The organism is Lutibacter citreus (assembly GCF_003260195.1).
In the GTDB taxonomy this organism is placed as follows: Bacteria; Bacteroidota; Bacteroidia; order Flavobacteriales; family Flavobacteriaceae; genus Lutibacter; species Lutibacter citreus.
The window spans coordinates 98,809-118,350 of record NZ_QEIH01000005.1 but is presented as its reverse complement, the minus strand read 5'-3'; the positions used below and the strand labels follow the sequence as shown (position 1 = coordinate 118,350).

Here is a 19,542-nt window from a genome sequence, read left to right as displayed (position 1 = left end):
TATTAAATTTTTACTTGAATAATACCAGTAGTATTAGATTCTGAATATTCATAATCATAGAGTTCAAAATTTTCTACTTCAAAATATGAACAACAATTATCACTTGCAGTGTTCATATCTAAGTCAAAAACTATTGGAGTATCATCATTTAATTGAATTGTATATGTTTTTGGCTCTAACTCCCATCCTATTGAATTTATTGAAACAATAAAACTATCATTATACAAAACTACCTCAAACGTAACATTTTTATCCTCTTCATCTGTAATTTTTACATCATCAATGTTAAAGGTTCCATTATCAAATAAATCTTCTCCTGAATCTTTATCAGAAAATTCAAAATTAAACTGTCTTGGAGGAGTAAAACAAGCTCCACAATCATCTTTTAAATCACAAGACACTAGGGTTAATAAAAATACGGTTATTATGGTAATGTTCTTCATTTTATAAAATTTAAATCGAATTAGAACTATTAGAATGCTTTAAAATCTACATCCTATAACTAATACGTTGAACCTTATAAAAACGCTACAAAAGATTGTAAATTATTCTGTTAATAATTCATCAATAATTTTTCGAACTTTTTTACTATTCCAATTTGCAGAGCCAACTTCATTTATAACAATATTACCTTTTTTATCAATTAAATAAGTGGCCGGAATACTATTTGTTTCAGTTAACTTACTCGGAGGTAAACCTATAGAATTAAAAACAGGTAGGTTGTAATTATTCTTTTTAAAGAATTTATTTACTGTTTCCAAATTTTCATTTGTCACAAAAATAAAATCAATTTTATCCTTATAATCATTATATAATTCTTGTATCATGGGCATTTCAGCTCTACAAGGAGGACACCAAGTAGCCCAAAAGTTTACAAAAACAACTCGGTTTTCAAGATCTTTTAAGTTTAAACTTTTTGTATTCAGTCCTTTTAGTTCCCAATTATAGTCACCTATATTGTTTGTACTTTCAACATTAACGGAAGGTGAAAATGCAATTTGACGCAGAACCCACTCTTTTGAAGGTGGATAAAGTAAAGTTGCAATCACTAAAATGAAAACAATATTTGAAATTGATTTTTTGTTAAATTTAAAATTCATTATATTTTTTCGTCTTTTAGTAGGAGATTCTATTATCTACTTACATTTTATAACTAAAAAAACCTTTGAAATTCAAAGGTTTTTTTTTATAATTTTATTTAATTGTTACTTAACCTAAGATTTCAGCAACTTTATCACCAATTTTAGCAGGAGAATCTACAACATAAATACCGTTTTCTCTTAAAATTTTCATTTTTGCTTGAGCAGTATCATCTTTACCTCCAACAATTGCCCCTGCATGTCCCATAGTACGACCTTTTGGAGCCGTTTGACCAGCAATAAATCCTACAACCGGTTTTTTATTTCCAGTCTCTTTCACCCATTTTGCTGCCTCTGCCTCTAATTGACCTCCAATTTCACCTATCATTACAATACATTCAGTCTCTGGATCATTCATTAATAATTCTACAGCATCTTTTGTAGTTGTTCCAATTATAGGATCTCCTCCAATACCAATTGCTGTAGTAATTCCATATCCTTTTTTTACAACTTGATCAGCGGCTTCATAAGTAAGTGTTCCTGATTTTGAAACAATTCCTACATTTCCTTTTCTGAAAATAAATCCTGGCATAATACCAACTTTAGCTTCTTCAGGAGTAATTACACCTGGGCAATTAGGACCAACTAATCTACAATCTTTATTTTCAATATAAGCTTTTACCTTAACCATATCTGCAACAGGTATTCCTTCAGTAATACAAATAATTACTTTAATTCCTGCTAAAGCTGATTCCATAATTGCATCAGCCGCAAAAGCTGGCGGAACAAAAATAATTGATGTGTCTGCCGCTACCTTATCAACTGCTTCTTGTACAGTATTAAATACTGGTTTATTTAGGTGTAATTGACCTCCTTTACCAGGAGTTACTCCACCTACTACATTTGTACCATAATCAATCATTTGTGTGGCGTGAAAAGTACCTTCACTACCAGTAAAACCTTGAACTATTATTTTTGAATTTTTATTAACTAAAACGCTCATTTGATTGTAATATTTAAGTGTAACTGTATTTTTATAACAAATTTAATTTTTTATTCCATTAAAACAGAAGAATCATTAATTTTTTTGCATTTTAATTATTTGTCTAATCTCTGCCATTTCCTTCAATTTTTTTCTAGATTCTTCTACTGGAGTCCCAAAATAAGTTTTTCCTCCTTTAACAGATTTAGTAACTCCTGTTTGCCCTAAAATAACAGCTCCTTTTCCTATTGTAATTCCACTATTAGTTCCTACCTGTCCCCAAATTGTAACTTCATCTTCAATAATTACACAACCTGCAATTCCAGATTGAGATGCAATTAGGCAATTCTCACCAATTATTGTATCGTGACCTACCTGAACTTGATTGTCTAACTTTGTTCCTTTATGTATAGTTGTAATTCCAGAAACACCTCTATCAATTGTACAAAGAGCTCCAATATCAACATTATCCTTAATTTCAACAGTTCCACCAGAAATTAACTTATCATAGCCTGTTTCTCTTTTCTTATAATAAAAAGCATCAGCCCCTAAAATACTTCCAGAATGAATAGTTACATTATTACCTATAATACAATTATCATATATTGTAACATTTGGGTGAATAAGACAGTTGTTTCCAATTTTTACATTATTACCAATAAATACATTTGGTTGTATTATGGTATCAGTTCCTATTATTGCAGATTCAGCAATAGGTAAATTTGAAGGTTTAAATGAATTAAAATGTAACGTTAATTTATTAAAATCCGAAAAAGGATCTTTTGAAATTAAAAGCGCTTTCCCTTTTGGGCATTCTACTTTTTTATTAATCAATATTACAGTAGCATTAGAATTCAATGCTTTATCATAATACTTTGGGTGATCTACAAAAACAATATCCCCTTCTTCAACCACATGGATTTCATTAATACCAAATATTGGAAAATCCTTTGACCCAATAAATTTCAAATTTAATAGTTTAGAAATCTCTTCTAAACTATGCTTACGGGGAAATTTCATAGTTTCTAATTTATTCTTTAACTCGTTCTAGATAAGCTCCTTTAGCTGTATCAATTTTAATTTTATCACCTTCATTAATAAATAAAGGCACATTAACTTCAGCTCCAGTTTCAACAGTAGCTGGTTTTGTAGCATTTGTTGCTGTGTTTCCTTTTACACCTGGTTCTGTATGGGAAATTTCTAAAATAACACTTGCTGGCATATCAACAGATAAAGGCATATCATCTTCTGTATTAAATATTACAGTTACAATTTCTCCTTCTTTTAATAAATCTGGACTATCTAAAGTTTCCTTTTCTAGTGTTATTTGATTGTAATCATCTGTATTCATAAAGTGAAACGTATTACCTTCTGGATACAAAAATTGATATTTTCTAGTTTCAACTCTAATGTCTTCAATTTTTCTACCTGCTGGAAATGTATTATCTAACACTTTTCCTGAGGATAAACTTTTTAATTTTGTTCTTACAAACGCAGGTCCTTTTCCTGGTTTTACGTGTAAAAACTCTACTACTTTAAAAATATCGTTATTATGTTTAATACATAAACCGTTTCTAATATCTGATGTTGTTGCCATTATATTTTATATTTGTTAACTTCCTGTATATCCTTTCATAATTCCTCTTTGAGAATTTTTTATGAAAAGTATTATTTGATCTCTTTCTTTCGTTGCTTCCATTTCCGCCTCAATCATTTCTAATGCCTGAGTATTGTTATAATTTTTTTGATATAGAAGTCTATAAATATTTTGAATTTCTCTAATTTTTTCAGTCTCAAAACCTCTTCTTCTAAGTCCTATAGAGTTAATACCAATATAAGATAATGGTTCTTTTCCTGCTTTTGCAAATGGCGGAACATCTTTTCTAACCAAAGAACCTCCAGATACCATTGCATGCTCCCCAATATGAATAAATTGGTGAACGGCTACTAAGCCACTTAATATTGCAAAATCACCAACTGTTACATGGCCTGCTATTACGGACCCATTTGCTAAAATACAATTATTACCAATTACACAGTCATGTGCAATATGTGAAGTTGCCATTATAAGGCAATTTTCTCCAATTTGTGTTTTTCCAAGAGCTTTTGTTCCTCTATTAACAGTACAACACTCTCTTATTGTTGTGTTATCTCCTATTATTGCTAATGAATCTTCTCCGTCAAATTTTAAATCTTGTGGAATTGCAGAAATTACGGCTCCAGGAAAAATTCTACAATTTTTTCCAATTCTAGCCCCTTCCATAATTGTAACATTAGACCCTATCCAAGTTCCAGAACCTATTTCTACATTATTATGAATTGTTGTAAAAGGTTCTACTACTGCATTAGTAGCTATTTTTGCTCCTGGATGTATATATGCTAAAGGTTGATTCATTATTCTTTTGGTTTTTTTGCAATTTGCGCCATTAATTCTGCCTCAACTACTAATCTTCCATTAGCATAACCATAAGATTGCATATGACAAATTCCTCTACGTATTGGAGTTATTAACTCAGCTTTAAAAATTAGTGTATCTCCAGGTAATACTTTTTGTTTAAATTTAACATTATCCATTTTCATAAAATAAGTTAAATAATTTTCTGGATCAGGAACAGTACTTAAAACTAAAACTCCTCCACATTGTGCCATTGCTTCAACTTGCAAAACTCCTGGCATTACAGGTGCCCCAGGAAAATGCCCAACAAAAAAGTTTTCATTCATTGTAACATTTTTCATCCCTACTACATGTTTGTCAGATAGTTCAATAATTCTATCGATTAACAAAAATGGAGGTCTGTGAGGTAATATTTCCATAATTTTATAAATATCCATCAACGGTGGTTGATTTAAATCATAAGTAGGAACATTATTTCTTTTTTCTTGTTTAATTTTTTTCTGTAATTTTTTTGCAAACCCCGTATTCACCATATGACCAGGTTTATTTGCTATAACTTTACCTCTAATTCTAGTTCCAACCAATGCTAAATCACCTATTACATCAAGTAATTTATGGCGTGCAGCTTCATTTGCCCAACGCAGGGTTAAATTATCTAAAATCCCATTTGGTTTAACGGCTAAAGTTTCTTTATTAAAGGCATGTTTTAGTTTATTCATTGTTGCTTCAGAAATCTCCTTATCAACATAAACTATGGCGTTATTTAAATCGCCTCCTTTAATTAAATTATTATCTAAAAGCATCTCTAACTCATGTAAAAAGCTAAAAGTACGTGCATCCGATATTTCAGCTTTAAAATCAGATAATGAATTTAATGTAGCATTTTGTGTACCTAAAACTTTAGTACCAAAATCAACCATGGCTGTAATTTGATACTTATCTGAAGGCATTAAAATAATTTCACTTCCTGTTTCTTCATCTTTATATGAAATTACCTCTTTAACTATATACTCTTCTATTTCAGCATCTTGCTCCAATATCCCGGCTTCTTCTAATGCTTCAACAAAATGTTTTGAAGAACCATCCATAATTGGAGGTTCAGGTGCATTTATCTCAATTATTATATTATCTATTCCAAGAGCAACTACTGCAGCTAATACATGTTCTGATGTATTAACAGTAACTCCTCTTTTTTCTAAATTTGTTCCTCTTTGTGTATTTATCACATACTCTGCACTTGCTTCAATTATAGGTTCACCTTCTAAATCGATTCTAACAAAAGCATACCCGTTATTAATTGGTGCAGGTTTAAAAGTCATAGTAACTTTATTCCCCGTATGCAGTCCTACACCAGAAAGAGTTACTTCTTTTTTTATTGTTTTTTGTTTAATACTCATATTTCTCCTTTAAAGCTTTAATTTCTTTCTCTAATGTATTTATAGTTGAAACCAATTCTGGTAGTTTTTTAAAATAAACATATGATTTACTAAAATCAGAATATCCAAAGGCTGGTGTACCTTGCACTACTTCGTTATTTTTTAAACTTTTAGCAATTCCTGCCTGCGCCTGAATTCTAACATTGTCTCCTATAACCATATGACCAATAATTCCAACTTGCCCTCCAATCATTCCGTTTTCACCTATTTTGGTCGAACCAGCTATACCAGTTTGAGCTGCAATAACCGTATTCTTTCCAATTTCCACGTTATGTGCAATTTGAATTTGATTGTCTAATTTTACTCCTTTTTTTATAATTGTTGAACCTAGAGTTGCTCTATCTATTGTAGTTGAAGCTCCTATTTCTACATTATCCTCAATTATAACATTTCCAATATGAGGAATTTTATTATAATTACCATCTTCACTTGGAGCAAAACCAAACCCGTCTGACCCAATTACACAATTTGAGTGTATTACACAATTATCACCAATATTGGTTTCTGAATAAATCTTTACACCTGAAAACAATGTTGAATTGTCTCCTATTACAACGTTATCACCTAAATATACATTAGGGTAAATTTTAACATTTGATCCTATTTTGGCATCATTCCCTATATATGAAAATGCCCCTAAATAAATATCTGGTCCTAAAGTTGCAGAATCACTTATATGACTAGGTGATTCTATTCCTAATTTATTTAATTTAACTTGGCTATAATATTCAAGTAATTTAGAAAAACTCAATCGAGCATCCTCCACTAAAATTAAGGTCATTTCAATCCCCTCCTTTGGCACAAAGTCTTTACCTACAATAGCTACAGAAGCTTTTGTAGAATAGATGTGATGTTCATATTTTGGGTTTGATAAGAATGTAAGAGAACCTTCTGTCCCCTCTTCTATCTTAGAAAGCTTGAAAACTTCAACATTTTCGTCTCCAATAATATCTCCTTCTAATATCTCTGCTATTTGATTTGCTTTGAATTTCATTTAACGACAAAAGTAAAAAAAAAGAATAACTATACCTATTACTTTGGGTAACACATGTAATACTTATAAACAGGCTTTGATAAAGCTTGAATATTAAAATGGTCTGAAGCTTCAATTACATCTTTAATTTCACCATTTTTAAATAATAATTTTATCGTGTTTTTTTTAGAATCATAAGCTTGATTACAAATTTCACCATTGTAAACAAAATATTCAACTTCCTTATTATTAAACCCAAAAGTATCTTTTACATTATTTTTTACAACCTGTAATTCTGCATCTGAAAATGGTTCATTCCTTAACACAACTTTTGGTAACCTTCTATTTATAAGACTCTCAGATAATTTAGATAGAATTACATCATCATTTGATATCCATTCTTTTATTGAGCCTAAAACATCGTAATCATCTAACCTTGCAAAAGTTTTTAATGTTTTTAATGTAAAGTTTTCTTCATTAATATGGTTTTCTAAAAAATAACCAAAAGCTTTACTCGCATGAATTTCTTTCCCTTTCATTACCAATTCTTTGGCGCGTTTTAATATTTTTTCTAATAATTTTTCAGCTCCTAAACCAGTTTTATGAAGATAAACTTGCCAATACATTAATCTTCTTGCTACAATAAATTTTTCAACTGAATAAATTCCTTTTTCTTCAATAACTAAATAATCTTCTTTAACATTTAACATGGTTATCATTCGCTCTGAATTTATATTTCCTTCAGATACACCTGTATAAAAACTATCTCTTTTTAAATAGTCTAACCTATCCACATCTAATTGACTGGCTATTAATTGATATAAAAACTTTCTATGATATTCCCCTTTAAAAATAGTTATAGCTAACGATAATTGCCCCTTAAACTCAACGTTTAAAGCTTCCATTATTTTTAATGAAATTGCCTCATGATTAATCCCCGTAGCAATACTTTTTTCTAATGCGTGAGAAAAAGGACCGTGACCTATATCATGCAGTAATATTGCAATATAAAGTGCATTAGCCTCTTCATCTGAAATTTCAACGCCCTTAAATTTTAAAATATGTACTGCTTTTTGCATTAAATGCATACTACCTAAAGCATGATGAAATCTAGTATGATGTGCTCCTGGGTATACTAAATGCGACAATCCCATTTGTGAAATTCTTCTTAATCTCTGAAAATAAGGATGTTCAACCAAATCATAAATTAAAGCGTTTGGGACAACAATAAAGCCGTATATTGGATCGTTAAATATTTTAAGTTTGTTCGTTTTTTTATCGTTCAAAATAAATTCTTTATTAATATAACTGCAAAGATAACAATATGGGTGGAATAAGCATTTTATGGGTTGATGATGAAATAGATTTATTAAAACCACATATTCTATTTCTAGAAAAAAAAGGATATTCTGTTACTAAATGTAATAATGGTGCTGACGCTATAGATTTATGTGAAGAAAACAATTATGATATTGTTTTTTTAGATGAAAATATGCCTGGTTTAAGTGGCTTGCAAACATTAACCGAAATTAAAAGTAAAAAAGGCAATCTTCCTATTGTTATGATTACTAAAAGTGAGGAAGAATATATAATGGAAGATGCCATTGGAAATAAAATTGCAGATTATTTAATAAAACCCGTAAACCCAAATCAAATTCTTTTAAGCTTAAAAAAGAATTTAGATCATTCTCGCTTAATTTCTGAAAAAACCACTTCTAATTATCAACAAGAGTTTAGAAAAATCTCAATGGATTTAGCTATGGTTAATTCATTTGAAGAATGGGTGGATGTATATAAAAAACTAGTTTATTGGGAATTAGAACTAGAAGACATTAGCGATTCTGGTATGGTTGAAATTCTTGAAAGTCAAAAACAAGAAGCCAATTCATTATTTTTCAAATTCATCAAAAAAAATTATCAAGATTGGATTCAGAACCCAGAAAATGCTCCTATTCTATCCAATAGCTTATTCAAAAAAGTAATTTTACCTGAAGTAAAAAAATCTAAAGGAACTCTTGTAGTGATTATTGATAACTTAAGATATGATCAGTTTAATATTTTTGAAAAAAGCATTAATAAATTTTACAAAAAACAAGAAGAAATTTCATATTTCAGTATTTTACCAACGGCAACTCAATATGCCAGAAATTCTATATTTTCAGGCTTAATGCCTCTTGAAATGGAACAAAAACACCCTAAACTATGGCGAAATGATCCAGATGAAGGTGGTAAAAATCTGTTTGAAGAAGAATTTTTACAAGCTCAATTATCTCGTTTAGGAGAAAATCTTAAAACTGAATATATAAAAATCACCAATTTAAAAGCTGGTAAACAATTATCTGACAACTTCAATTCTATAAAACAAAATGACTTAACAGTAATAGTATATAATTTTGTTGATATGCTTTCTCACGCTAAAACTGAAATGGAAGTTATTAAAGAATTAGCTAGTGATGATAAAGCTTACAGGTCTTTAACAAATAGCTGGTTTATTAACTCTCCTTTATTTGAAATGATTCAAAAAGCACAATCTCTTGGTTTAAAACTAATTTTAACTACAGACCACGGAACAATAAATTCTAAAGTTCCAACTAAAGTTATTGGAGATAAAAATATCAGTTCAAATTTAAGATACAAAACTGGTAAAAGTTTAACATACGAAGAAAAGGAAGTTTTTGCTGTAAAAAACCCTAAAGATATTATGCTACCTTCACTTCATATGAACAGTTCTTTTATTTTCACCAAAGAAGATTATTTTTTCGCATACCCAAACAATTACAACCATTTTGTAAAGTATTATAGAAATACTTACCAACATGGAGGAATTTCTTTAGAGGAAATGATAATTCCTTGTGCTATATTTGCACCTAAATAATTTTAATTGCCAGGTATATTTAAAAATATAAACCAGCCTATATTAAATTTTTTAGTGAATGGAAAAAAATTACACATTAGATCAATTACCTCATATTGCAGAGGAGTTGATTGATTTTTCAAAACATAAAATATTATTATTTTATGGTGAAATGGGAGTTGGTAAAACTACTTTAATAAAAGAAATTGTTAAAAAACTAGGCGTTTCAGATAATGTAAGCTCCCCTACTTTTTCATTAGTTAATGAATATCATACCCATAATAACGAAAAAGTTTATCATTTTGATTTCTACAGAATTGATAATGAGGAAGAAGCACTTGATATGGGAATTGAAGAATATTTTTATAGCAATAGCTGGTGTTTAATTGAATGGCCAAATAAAGTAGAAAATTTACTACCTTTAAACGCAGTTACAATTACAATTACTATAGATAGTAACCAACAACGAACTATAAAGGTTATAAATAATGGGTAAACAACTTTCGTCACCATTTAGCAAACATGAATTAATTCCTTTAGAAGAAACCTTGGAAATAACCAAGCAAAAAGGTGAATTAGTTATTGGAATTCCAAAGGAAACGCATTACCAAGAAAAACGGGTATGCCTAACTCCTGATGCTGTTGGTGCACTTACAAGTCAAGGTCATAAGTTTATTATTGAAACTGGAGCTGGCGATGGTGCTAATTTTACTGATAAAGAATACTCTGAAGCTGGAGCAAAAATATCATATGATGTAAAAGAAGCTTTTGGTTGCCATATTGTATTAAAAGTTGAACCACCTTCTTTTGATGAAATTGAATTAATGAATCCTCAAAGCATTCTTTTTTCGGCATTACAACTAAAAACACAATCAAAAAAATACTTTGAAGCTTTAGCCAGTAAAAGAATTACTGCCGTTGCTTTTGATTATATAAGAGATGAACAAGGAGTATATTCCGTAGTAAAATCTTTAAGTGAGATTGCCGGAACAGCTTCTATACTTATTGCAGCGGAAATGATGAGTGGAGATAATAATGGAAACGGATTACTTTTAGGAAATATTTGTGGTGTTCCTCCTACCGAAGTTGTAATTTTAGGAGCAGGTACTGTTGCAGAATTTGCTGCTAGATCTGCAATTGGATTAGGTGCTAATGTTAAAATATTTGATAACTCCTTAACTAAATTAAGAAGTATTCAACACAGATTAGGAAGACCTGTTTACACTTCAACCATACAACCAAAAACATTACAAAAGGCATTAATGAGATGCGATATTGCAATTGGTGCTGCTAGAGGAATCTCAAGATCTCCTGTTTTAGTAACAGAAGCAATGGTACAACAAATGAAAACTGGATCTGTAATTGTTGATGTAAGTATAGACAGAGGTGGTTGTTTTGAAACTTCGGAAGTAACAACTCATAAAAACCCAACTATAGAAAAATTTGGTATAATTCACTATTGTGTGCCTAACATACCCTCAAGATATTCTAGAACTGCCACAGTATCAATAAGTAACATCTTTACACCATACCTTGTTAATATTGCAGAAGAAGGAGGATTTCAAAATGCTGTAAGATATGATAAGAGCCTACAACAAGGAATGTATTTTTATCATGGTATTTTAACAAATAAAACAGTAGCTGATTGGTTTAATTTACCATATAGAGATATAAATTTGTTATTTTTGTAGCATGACATTTATACAACGCTTGCCTTATTATTTAGGCGGATTAACCGTAGGAATTATTATAGTAGTTTTTATTTGGAACAAAAAAGGTACAGAATTTAATTATGGCCCAAATTCTAGAGTTTTAAAAAATATTAGAATAAAAGACCGTGTTTATTCCAATGATGCTCTAAATATTTTAAATACTAAAAAAATTGACACCTCTAATATTTCTAAAATACTAAAAAATGGAAATGTTGATTTAGGTAACAAAATTAAAACAGATAGCTGTCAATATCAATATAACATAAAAGGGAAAAAAGAATTAAAAAATATAACTTTAACTGTTATAAACTGTGATTCTATCGCTTATATTCAAAATATTAAGATTGAATAATTTTTACGATAGCTTTTAATTTTATCACTTTGTATTTTATAAATACGGAACTGTTTGAAAAAAGAACTAACAATGACTAACTATTAAGATTTACTTGTTGATTCTAATTCATATCGTTCCTTAATTTTTTTAATACTTTTTATAGTCTTTTCCATCCATTCAACATACTTTGCATCTTTCTCTAAATCAGAAAGTTGCCAATACACATCTGTAGCTTTTAGTTTTTCGGTAAAACGTTGCAAAATTATGGCAGCAGCAACAGAAATATTTAAACTTTCAGTAAAACCAACCATCGGTATTTTTAAATATCCATCTGCATTATCCATTACCTCTTTTGAAAGTCCAGCTTTTTCAACACCAAAAAAGAAAGCAGATTTTTTTGTTACATCAAACTCTTCTAAGTGACAAGATTCATTGTGCGGTGTGGTTGCAATTATTTGGTAACCCTTTTCTCTTAATGCGTCAATACAAACCTTAGTGTTATTTGTATCTTTTTCTCTGTAATAATTAAAATCTATCCATTTTTGTGCTCCTTTCGCTACATGTCTAGATGCATAAAACTTATATTTGTTTTCAATTACACTTATTTCTTGAATACCAAAAATATCACAAGTTCTAACTACAGCACTTGCATTATGAGGCTGAAAAAGATCTTCAATAGCAACTGTAAAATGATTTGTTCTTTTACTTAAAACCTCTCTAAAAAGATTTCTTCTTTTTTCAGTAACAAACTGCTCTAAATAATTTGAATAATCGCTATCTACCATATAATTTTATTAATCATCAAATATAAAATTTTACTACTGAATAAAAAAGAATGAAATTATTCTTTAAAATTTAATTTAGTTAAAATTCTAAATCTCATATTGAAATAAATAGATGCAAGATTTTTAGAAAATTTTAAATATTTTTTGTTACCCCCTTCTCCGTTCATCATATAATCAATAATAACTTTATGAGTTTTTTGGTACTTCAAGTAATTTTCTCCCCAAGATAAAATTAATTTTACCGCTGGTTCATATCATGTTGCCAAATTTTTTTTGAAGTTTCTAGAATTACTTTTTATAACTCATATTTTTAAATAACAAAAATCCAATTCCACAACTACAATAAACTATAAACCCAACACTAATATGTTTATCAAAATATTGAACAGATGTAAAGGTTTTGCCCATTGTATATTGGTTGTAGTGTTATCAAAAACCACAATGTTTACAGAAAATGACCATTATTCCAATCTTTTATCGGTTTTTATTTTCAAGTTTCAATGGTATTTCTAATATCAGGTATTTCATCTTCAATATTTAATAATTAAATTGTCTTTTGAATATTGAGCTCCAGTAAACGTTAATACTTGTTCTACTTCAAATTTAAGGGGAAGTTTTGTTTGGGCATTACATTCATTATAAAACTGAAAGCAATACAAAAATGTGAAACTTTTACATACAAAATTATGGTTTTAAATTGAAGTTGTAAATGAATAAAATATATTCTATTTTAATTGGTTTAATAATAGTTATACGGTAATTTTAATCGTTAAAAAAATTGAACTAACCAACATGAAAAATATAGTTATTCTTACAGGTGCAGGTATTAGCGCAGAAAGCGGAATTAAAACATTTAGAGATGCAGATGGTTTATGGGAAGGACACGATGTTATGGAAGTTGCTTCACCAATTGGTTGGAATAAAAACAAAGAATTAGTACTTGATTTTTACAATAAAAGAAGAGCCGAGCTATTAAACGTAGAGCCAAACAATGCTCATTTAGCTTTAGCTAAACTTGAAAAATTTTATAATGTAAATATTATTACCCAAAACGTTGATAATTTACATGAAAGAGCAAAAAGCTCACATATAATTCATCTACATGGTGAACTTTTAAAAGTGCGAAGTACAAAAGATTCTAGTTTAATATATGATTGGAAAAAAGATTTAAACATTGGAGATATATGTGAAAAATATTCACAATTACGTCCTCATATAGTTTGGTTTGGTGAAGAAGTTCCATTACTGGATAAGGCGGTTGAAGTAACTTCAAAAGCAGATATATTAATAATTATTGGTACATCAATGCAAGTATATCCTGCTGCAAACCTAATAAATTATGTAAAATCAGATATTCCAATATATTTTATTGATCCAAAACCTAGTATTCAAAAAAATTATTTCCCTAATTTAAAAATATTAGGTGAGCCAGCAACCACAGGAGTTGTAAAGGTTGTTAACGAATTAATTGACTTGTAGCAGTAAATAATTCTCCTTTAGAAATTACACTTCCCATTTCAATTAACTTAAAAATTTCTTCATTTCTATCTTTTGAATACTTTTTTGAAGCCTTAAAATAATCCAAGCTATCATCTGTAGGGTTCTGTAAAAACCAATTAAAATCTACTTCATTTAAAAAATTCTTTGAACTATTATTTAACTTCACGTAAATTCTAAGAATTTCTTTAGAAGTACATTTAAATAAATTTATATCTCTCTCCGAGATATGCTCTAAATATTCAGTTTTAGTTAAAACATCTTCCCAAACTAAATCACTAAATATATTTAATTCTTCTTCAGCCATTGATGGCTTTTCAGCTTTTATCTCTTCCCATTCTTTTACATCTATTTGCTGTGTTGCTAAAAACTCTGCAAATTCTTTATGTAATTCAGAAAACTGTTCTTTTGTTAATTGTCTATACTTCATAATGTAAACCAAAAAAAACCGCCTAAAAAAGGCGGTTTAAATATATTATTTTTTGCTAAATATTGCAATTATTATGCTTCAGCTATAATTTCAATTGGTAATTCAACAACTACTGCTCTGTGTAATCTTACAGTTGTAGTGTATTTTCCAAGTCTCTTAATGTTTCCACCTTCAACTTTAATGAATTTTTTCTCAATTACATGACCTGCAGCAGCAAAAGCTTCAGCAACGTTACTATTATTTACTGAACCAAATAATTTAGAACCATCTCCAGTTTTAGCTGTGATTTTAATTTCTAATTCTTTAATTGCATCAGCAATTTTAGTAGCATCTTTTACTAATTTCTCTTCTTTAAAAGCACGTTGCTTTAAAGTTTCAGCTAATACTTTTTTAGCTGAAGTAGTAGCTAAAATTGCAAATCCGTGAGGAATTAAATAATTACGTCCGTAACCATTCTTTACAGCTACAACATCATCAATAAAACCTAAGTTTTCAACGTCTTGTTTTAATATAATTTCCATGATTCCTTTCAGTTTTATTTTAACATATCGCCAACATAAGGCATTAAAGCTAAGTGACGTGCTCTTTTAATAGCAACAGAAACTTTACGTTGATATTTTAATGAAGTTCCTGTTAAACGACGAGGTAAAATTTTACCTTGTTCGTTTACTAAGTATAATAAGAAATCAGCATCTTTATAATCAATATATTTGATACCGTTCTTTTTAAAACGACAGTATTTTTTTACCTGTTTAGTGTCAATATCTAATGGAGTTAGGTAACGAACATCACCTTGTTTTCCTCCTTTTGCTTGTTGTTCTATAGACATAGCTCTTATTTTTTAGATGTAGATTTAACTCTTTCTCTTCTTTTTTCAGCCCAAGCTGCAGCGTGTTTATCTAACCTTACAGTTAAATAACGCATGATGCTATCATCTCGTCTAAATTCCAATTCGAATGGAGTAACTTCTTGTCCATCTATTTTGTACTCAAATAAGTGGTAAAATCCACTTTTTTTGTTTTGAATTGCGTAAGCTAACTTCTTTAGCCCCCAATTTTCTTTTGAAATCATTTCGGCACCTTTAGAAACAAGATAGTCTTCAAACTTCTTTACTGTTTCCTTTATCTGAGTATCAGATAAAACGGGATTCAAAATGAAAACAGTTTCGTAATGATTCATAATAAATATTTTAAGTTTTACTTTTAAAGGGTGCAAATATACAGTTATTTACTTAATTGACAAGTGCTTCACCTCTTTTTAATTACATAACTCTGTTTTTTCTTCAAAAAAATTAAATAATTTTGCTAAAACATTCTTAATCAACTTTATATATAGTTTTAATTATTAAAATTTTATTTAATAATTATCAACATCTATATTAAATTTAATAGGTCTAAATTCTTTTATAGCCTGAAAAGAATTTTTAATTTTAATTATATTATTCTTAGTTGAAGTTAAATTTTGTTTTTTTGAAATCTTTATAACTAAATGACGTATATAATAATTTCTAATTTTTGAAATAGCAGGAGTTGTAGGCCCTAATAAATCTTCATGAAAAACTGATGAGAGTGATTTCCCTAACCAATTTGCGCCTTGCTCTACTCTATTAAAATCTTTATGACGTAATGTTATCTTAATTATTCGGTAAAAAGGAGGATAATGATATTGCCAACGTTCATCAAGTTGTTCTTTAAACATTTCTTCATATGAATTTGTTGAAACTTGCTGTAAAATTTGATGAAATGGATTAAATGTTTGTATAGCTACTTTTCCTCTTTTTTTATTTCTCCCGGCCCTTCCTGAAACTTGAACCATTAATTGATAGCTACGCTCATGAGCTCTAAAATCTGGGAAATTCAACATATTATCGGCATTCATAACACCAACTAATGAAACATTTCCAAAGTCTAACCCTTTTGAAAGCATTTGTGTCCCAACTAAAATATCTATTTCCTGAGCTTCAAACTGACCTATTATTTTTTGATAACCGTATTTTCCTCTTGTAGTATCTAAATCCATCCTACCTACATTGGCTTCTGGAAATAATTGATGCAATTCTAATTCAATTTGTTCTGTCCCAAAACCTTTAGTGCTTAACTTTTCACTTCCACAAGCAACACAATTATACGGCATTGCTTGTCTATAACCACAATAATGACACCTCAACTCTTTTCTATAACTATGAAATGTTAAACTAACATCACATTGCGGACATTGTGGACTTACACCACAAGTTTCACATTCTACAACTGGTGCAAAACCTCTTCTATTTTGAAATAAAATAACTTGCTCCTTTTCGTCCAACGCATCTTTTATCATTTTAATTAGACGATCTGAAAAGTGACCGGTCATTCTTTTTTTACGATGCTTTTCCTTAATATCAACCAATTCAATTTCAGGAAGAAGCACATCTCCAAACCTTCTATTTAGTTCAACCAGTCCATATTTTCCCTGTTTTGCATTATAATATGTTTCTACCGCTGGAGTTGCAGAACCCAACAAAACTTTTGATTTATGTATATTGGCTAAAACAACGGCAGCGTCTCTGGCATGATACCTTGGTGCCGGATCGTATTGTTTAAATGAAGATTCATGCTCCTCATCAACAATTATCAACCCTATATTTGAATATGGTAAAAATAGCGAAGATCTTGCACCTAAAACCAATCTAGCTTTTTTCTTGTTTTCACATATATTATTCCATACTTCAACTCTTTCATTCATTGAATATTTAGAGTGAAATACAGATAAGTATTCCCCAAAATATAATTGCAACCTATCTATTAGTTGTGTAGTTAATGCAATTTCTGGAAGTAAATACAAAACCTGCTCTCCTTTTTCTAGTTTTTCCTTAATTAATTTAGCATAAATTTCAGTTTTACCACTACTTGTAATCCCTTTTAAAAGGGTAACTTGTTTTTGCTCAAAATTTTCTTTAATACTTTTAAAAGCAGCTTCCTGAAAAGTAGTTAGTTGTTTTATTTCTGATGTTTTTCCTTCAAAATTTATTCTATCTTTTTGGATAAAATAAAATTCTAATATTTCTTTATCAACCAAAGATTTAATAACAGGAGCTGAACAATTTGCTTTTTCTTGTAAATCACTTACTTTTATAGGCTTTTTTAAGCTTTTTAATTGAAAATACGTTAATATAAGTTCTCGTTGTTTTTTTGCTCGCCCAAGAGAATCAATTAACTCAGAAAGTTTTTCATTTGAACTCCATACTTCCGTTAATCTTATATACTTTATAAGTTTAGGTTTATATTGTTCATATATTTGTTCTTTTACAACAATTACATTTTTTTCAATTAAATCTTTAATAACAGGAAATACAGTTTTCTTCCCCAATATCTCAATTATATTAAATATAGATAATTGAGTTTGGTGTTGTAATGCTTCAAAAATTAGAAATTCATCATCAGAAAGTTCTTGATCATTAGAAAATTCGGTATTTAATTTAATTTCTGTTTCACTTTCCAATAAAAATGCAGAAGGCAAAGCAGCTCTAAAAACCTCTCCCAGTGAGCACATATAATAGTTAGAAATCCACTCCCAATGTTTTAATTGAAGCTCATTAACTATAGGAATATCATCTAAAATTTGATAAATTTCTTTAGCCTCATAACCTTCTGGCGCTGTTTGATGTACATTAAAAACCAGCGCTGTATAAACTTTTGATTTACCAAATTCTACCGCAACTCTCATTCCTGGCTTTAAAAAGCTAGATTCTGCTTCGGTTATTTTATATGTAAATAACTTTTGAAGCGGTATAGGTAATATTACGTTAGTATAATAATTCAAAATAGTTGAAATTTTAAAAAAGTAAAAGTATTCAAATCAATTTAAAAAAATAACAAATCTGTAATTTAAGTTACGCTTCAACTTATACATTATCTTTACTTTTACTCAATATCTTTAATTTAAATAATTATGAAAAATTTATTATTGGCAAGTATTTTTCTTATTTTTTTTGTTAGTTGTTCTGATAAAAAAAATAAAGAACAAATAAAAAAAGAAGATTATACTGCTTTACAAAAAACAGCTTCAACTATGTTTGGAAAACTTCCTGAAGTTGCTGAAAATCCCGAAAATCCTATTACAAAAGAAAAAGTAGAATTAGGGAAGAAATTGTATTTAGACAATAGACTATCTAAAGATAATACGCAAAGTTGTAATACATGCCACGATTTAAAAAACTATGGAGTTGATAATTTAAGTACTTCTCCAGGAAATGATGGTGGTTTAGGAACAAGAAATTCGCCTACTGTTTTTAATGCTGCATTACATATGTCTCAATTTTGGGATGGTAGAGAACCCGATGTTGAAGCACAAGCTGGTGGCCCTATTTTAAATCCCGTTGAAATGGCAATGCCTAATGAAAAGATTGTTGTTGAAAGATTGTCTAAAATTAAAGAATACAATACGTTATTTACCAATGTATTTCCTAAAGATAAAAACCCTATTAATTATAAAAATATTCAGAATGCAATTGGAGCTTTTGAGCGCACATTAATTACACCTTCAAGATTTGATGAGTTTTTAGAAGGAGATATGAATGCGCTTACTACTGAAGAAAAAGAAGGTTTACAGTTATTTATAAGTACAGGTTGTGTAGCCTGCCACTCTAGTAATGTTTTAGGAGGTAACATCTATCAGAAATTTGGATTATATGATGATTATTGGAAACATACAAAAAGTAAAAAGATTGATGAAGGTAAATTTGAAGTAACAAAAAAGGAAAGTGATAAATATGTATTTAAATCACCTTCATTAAGAAATATTGAAAAAACATACCCATACTTTCATGATGGCAGTGTAACCGATTTAAAGGAAGCTGTTACTATTATGGCAAAGGTTCAGTTAAATAAAGATTTGGCCGAAAAAGATTTAAATGCTTTAGTTGCTTTTTTAAATTCACTTACTGGAGAACTTCCAAAAAATATTTAATAATTTTATAAATTCTATACTATTAAAACATGTTCAACCACATTGGACATGTTTTTTTGGCACGCTGTTTGTAATTGTAAAAGTGTATAATGCTAACCAACATTATTGGTATTAACAT

Annotated in this window: 21 protein-coding genes; 6 read left to right on the top strand and 15 right to left on the bottom strand. The window is 29.2% G+C overall.

What is annotated here, in order from left to right:
* Window positions 1–2: 2 nt before the first annotated feature.
* The 9 genes from DAD81_RS11655 to DAD81_RS11615 all read right to left on the bottom strand — a co-directional run bounded on the left by DAD81_RS11655 (window position 3) and on the right by DAD81_RS11615 (window position 8,151).
* Complete coding sequence (locus tag DAD81_RS11655) at window positions 3–443, bottom strand: hypothetical protein (RefSeq protein ID WP_111708444.1); 441 nt, start codon at window positions 441–443, stop codon at window positions 3–5.
* 102 nt (window positions 444–545) lie between these two features.
* Window positions 546–1,100, bottom strand: coding sequence for a TlpA family protein disulfide reductase (locus tag DAD81_RS11650; RefSeq protein ID WP_111708443.1), 555 nt, complete (start codon window positions 1,098–1,100; stop codon window positions 546–548).
* Window positions 1,101–1,209: 109 nt separating this feature from the next.
* Window positions 1,210–2,082 carry a succinate--CoA ligase subunit alpha gene (sucD, locus tag DAD81_RS11645; RefSeq protein WP_111708442.1) on the bottom strand — a complete coding sequence of 291 codons (873 nt, stop codon included), beginning with the start codon at window positions 2,080–2,082 and terminating at the stop codon, window positions 1,210–1,212.
* A gap of 75 nt (window positions 2,083–2,157) precedes the next feature.
* Window positions 2,158–3,081 (bottom strand): UDP-3-O-(3-hydroxymyristoyl)glucosamine N-acyltransferase, encoded by a 924-nt coding sequence (locus DAD81_RS11640; protein WP_111708441.1) that lies wholly within the window; start codon window positions 3,079–3,081, stop codon window positions 2,158–2,160.
* Window positions 3,082–3,091: 10 nt separating this feature from the next.
* A complete protein-coding gene (gene efp, locus DAD81_RS11635) occupies window positions 3,092–3,658 on the bottom strand; it encodes an elongation factor P (RefSeq protein WP_111708440.1) in 567 nt (188 codons plus the stop codon).
* Window positions 3,659–3,673: 15 nt separating this feature from the next.
* The gene (gene lpxA / locus DAD81_RS11630) at window positions 3,674–4,456 is read right to left on the bottom strand and encodes an acyl-ACP--UDP-N-acetylglucosamine O-acyltransferase (RefSeq protein WP_111708439.1); all 783 of its coding nucleotides are present in this window, start codon (window positions 4,454–4,456) and stop codon (window positions 3,674–3,676) included.
* A complete protein-coding gene (locus DAD81_RS11625; protein WP_111708438.1) occupies window positions 4,456–5,853 on the bottom strand; it encodes a bifunctional UDP-3-O-[3-hydroxymyristoyl] N-acetylglucosamine deacetylase/3-hydroxyacyl-ACP dehydratase in 1,398 nt (465 codons plus the stop codon). Before DAD81_RS11625 ends, lpxA begins: the two co-directional genes overlap by 1 nt.
* Entirely contained in the window at window positions 5,843–6,886 is a 1,044-nt protein-coding gene (lpxD, locus tag DAD81_RS11620; RefSeq protein WP_111708437.1) for a UDP-3-O-(3-hydroxymyristoyl)glucosamine N-acyltransferase, read from the bottom strand. Before lpxD ends, DAD81_RS11625 begins: the two co-directional genes overlap by 11 nt.
* Before the next feature lie 38 nt (window positions 6,887–6,924).
* Window positions 6,925–8,151 (bottom strand): HD domain-containing protein, encoded by a 1,227-nt coding sequence (locus DAD81_RS11615; RefSeq protein WP_111708436.1) that lies wholly within the window; start codon window positions 8,149–8,151, stop codon window positions 6,925–6,927.
* A 38-nt stretch (window positions 8,152–8,189) separates the two neighbouring features.
* On the opposite strand from DAD81_RS11615, the gene porX reads away from it, so the two are divergent.
* The 4 genes from porX to DAD81_RS11595 are packed head-to-tail and all read left to right on the top strand — an operon-like array spanning window position 8,190 to window position 11,783.
* Complete coding sequence (gene porX, locus DAD81_RS11610) at window positions 8,190–9,740, top strand: T9SS response regulator signal transducer PorX (protein ID WP_111708435.1); 1,551 nt, start codon at window positions 8,190–8,192, stop codon at window positions 9,738–9,740.
* A 58-nt stretch (window positions 9,741–9,798) separates the two neighbouring features.
* The gene (gene tsaE, locus DAD81_RS11605) at window positions 9,799–10,215 is read left to right on the top strand and encodes a tRNA (adenosine(37)-N6)-threonylcarbamoyltransferase complex ATPase subunit type 1 TsaE (protein ID WP_111708434.1); all 417 of its coding nucleotides are present in this window, start codon (window positions 9,799–9,801) and stop codon (window positions 10,213–10,215) included.
* On the top strand, window positions 10,208–11,410 hold the full coding sequence (locus DAD81_RS11600) for an alanine dehydrogenase (protein ID WP_111708433.1): 1,203 nt from the start codon (window positions 10,208–10,210) through the stop codon (window positions 11,408–11,410). Before tsaE ends, DAD81_RS11600 begins: the two co-directional genes overlap by 8 nt.
* A 1-nt stretch (window position 11,411) precedes the next feature.
* On the top strand, window positions 11,412–11,783 hold the full coding sequence (locus DAD81_RS11595; protein WP_111708432.1) for a hypothetical protein: 372 nt from the start codon (window positions 11,412–11,414) through the stop codon (window positions 11,781–11,783).
* 83 nt (window positions 11,784–11,866) lie between these two features.
* On the opposite strand, the gene DAD81_RS11590 is transcribed toward DAD81_RS11595, so the two are convergent.
* The gene (locus DAD81_RS11590) at window positions 11,867–12,550 is read right to left on the bottom strand and encodes a TrmH family RNA methyltransferase (RefSeq protein WP_111708431.1); all 684 of its coding nucleotides are present in this window, start codon (window positions 12,548–12,550) and stop codon (window positions 11,867–11,869) included.
* Between the two features lie 792 nt (window positions 12,551–13,342).
* Here DAD81_RS11590 and DAD81_RS11585 point away from each other — a divergent pair.
* Window positions 13,343–14,029, top strand: a complete 687-nt coding sequence (locus tag DAD81_RS11585) for an SIR2 family NAD-dependent protein deacylase (protein ID WP_111708430.1) — start codon at window positions 13,343–13,345, stop codon at window positions 14,027–14,029.
* Here DAD81_RS11585 and DAD81_RS11580 read toward each other — a convergent pair.
* The 5 genes from DAD81_RS11580 to priA all read right to left on the bottom strand — a co-directional run bounded on the left by DAD81_RS11580 (window position 14,007) and on the right by priA (window position 18,278).
* Window positions 14,007–14,477 carry a DUF6495 family protein gene (locus DAD81_RS11580; RefSeq protein WP_111708429.1) on the bottom strand — a complete coding sequence of 157 codons (471 nt, stop codon included), beginning with the start codon at window positions 14,475–14,477 and terminating at the stop codon, window positions 14,007–14,009. The two genes, DAD81_RS11585 and DAD81_RS11580, sit on opposite strands and share 23 nt — an antisense overlap.
* Before the next feature lie 71 nt (window positions 14,478–14,548).
* Entirely contained in the window at window positions 14,549–14,998 is a 450-nt protein-coding gene (rplI, locus tag DAD81_RS11575) for a 50S ribosomal protein L9 (RefSeq protein WP_111708428.1), read from the bottom strand.
* Window positions 14,999–15,012: 14 nt separating this feature from the next.
* Entirely contained in the window at window positions 15,013–15,306 is a 294-nt protein-coding gene (rpsR, locus tag DAD81_RS11570; RefSeq protein WP_111708427.1) for a 30S ribosomal protein S18, read from the bottom strand.
* Between the two features lie 5 nt (window positions 15,307–15,311).
* A complete protein-coding gene (gene rpsF, locus DAD81_RS11565) occupies window positions 15,312–15,656 on the bottom strand; it encodes a 30S ribosomal protein S6 (protein WP_111708426.1) in 345 nt (114 codons plus the stop codon).
* A 177-nt stretch (window positions 15,657–15,833) separates the two neighbouring features.
* Entirely contained in the window at window positions 15,834–18,278 is a 2,445-nt protein-coding gene (gene priA / locus DAD81_RS11560) for a replication restart helicase PriA (RefSeq protein ID WP_157961120.1), read from the bottom strand.
* Between the two features lie 129 nt (window positions 18,279–18,407).
* On the opposite strand from priA, the gene DAD81_RS11555 reads away from it, so the two are divergent.
* Complete coding sequence (locus DAD81_RS11555) at window positions 18,408–19,424, top strand: cytochrome-c peroxidase (protein ID WP_111708425.1); 1,017 nt, start codon at window positions 18,408–18,410, stop codon at window positions 19,422–19,424.
* The last annotated feature ends 118 nt before the right edge of the window (window positions 19,425–19,542 follow it).

Coding starts and splice junctions, on each gene's coding strand:
- DAD81_RS11595 (WP_111708432.1), top strand. CDS start 11,412: ATGACATTTATACAACGCTTGCCTTATTATTTAGGCGGATTAACCGTA.
- sucD (WP_111708442.1), bottom strand. CDS start 2,082: ATGAGCGTTTTAGTTAATAAAAATTCAAAAATAATAGTTCAAGGTTTT.
- tsaE (WP_111708434.1), top strand. CDS start 9,799: ATGGAAAAAAATTACACATTAGATCAATTACCTCATATTGCAGAGGAG.
- rplI (WP_111708428.1), bottom strand. CDS start 14,998: ATGGAAATTATATTAAAACAAGACGTTGAAAACTTAGGTTTTATTGAT.
- rpsR (WP_111708427.1), bottom strand. CDS start 15,306: ATGTCTATAGAACAACAAGCAAAAGGAGGAAAACAAGGTGATGTTCGT.
- DAD81_RS11590 (WP_111708431.1), bottom strand. CDS start 12,550: ATGGTAGATAGCGATTATTCAAATTATTTAGAGCAGTTTGTTACTGAA.
- DAD81_RS11555 (WP_111708425.1), top strand. CDS start 18,408: ATGAAAAATTTATTATTGGCAAGTATTTTTCTTATTTTTTTTGTTAGT.
- DAD81_RS11580 (WP_111708429.1), bottom strand. CDS start 14,477: ATGAAGTATAGACAATTAACAAAAGAACAGTTTTCTGAATTACATAAA.
- lpxA (WP_111708439.1), bottom strand. CDS start 4,456: ATGAATCAACCTTTAGCATATATACATCCAGGAGCAAAAATAGCTACT.
- DAD81_RS11625 (WP_111708438.1), bottom strand. CDS start 5,853: ATGAGTATTAAACAAAAAACAATAAAAAAAGAAGTAACTCTTTCTGGT.
- DAD81_RS11600 (WP_111708433.1), top strand. CDS start 10,208: ATGGGTAAACAACTTTCGTCACCATTTAGCAAACATGAATTAATTCCT.
- rpsF (WP_111708426.1), bottom strand. CDS start 15,656: ATGAATCATTACGAAACTGTTTTCATTTTGAATCCCGTTTTATCTGAT.
- porX (WP_111708435.1), top strand. CDS start 8,190: ATGGGTGGAATAAGCATTTTATGGGTTGATGATGAAATAGATTTATTA.
- DAD81_RS11585 (WP_111708430.1), top strand. CDS start 13,343: ATGAAAAATATAGTTATTCTTACAGGTGCAGGTATTAGCGCAGAAAGC.
- efp (WP_111708440.1), bottom strand. CDS start 3,658: ATGGCAACAACATCAGATATTAGAAACGGTTTATGTATTAAACATAAT.
- lpxD (WP_111708437.1), bottom strand. CDS start 6,886: ATGAAATTCAAAGCAAATCAAATAGCAGAGATATTAGAAGGAGATATT.
- DAD81_RS11655 (WP_111708444.1), bottom strand. CDS start 443: ATGAAGAACATTACCATAATAACCGTATTTTTATTAACCCTAGTGTCT.
- DAD81_RS11640 (WP_111708441.1), bottom strand. CDS start 3,081: ATGAAATTTCCCCGTAAGCATAGTTTAGAAGAGATTTCTAAACTATTA.
- DAD81_RS11650 (WP_111708443.1), bottom strand. CDS start 1,100: ATGAATTTTAAATTTAACAAAAAATCAATTTCAAATATTGTTTTCATT.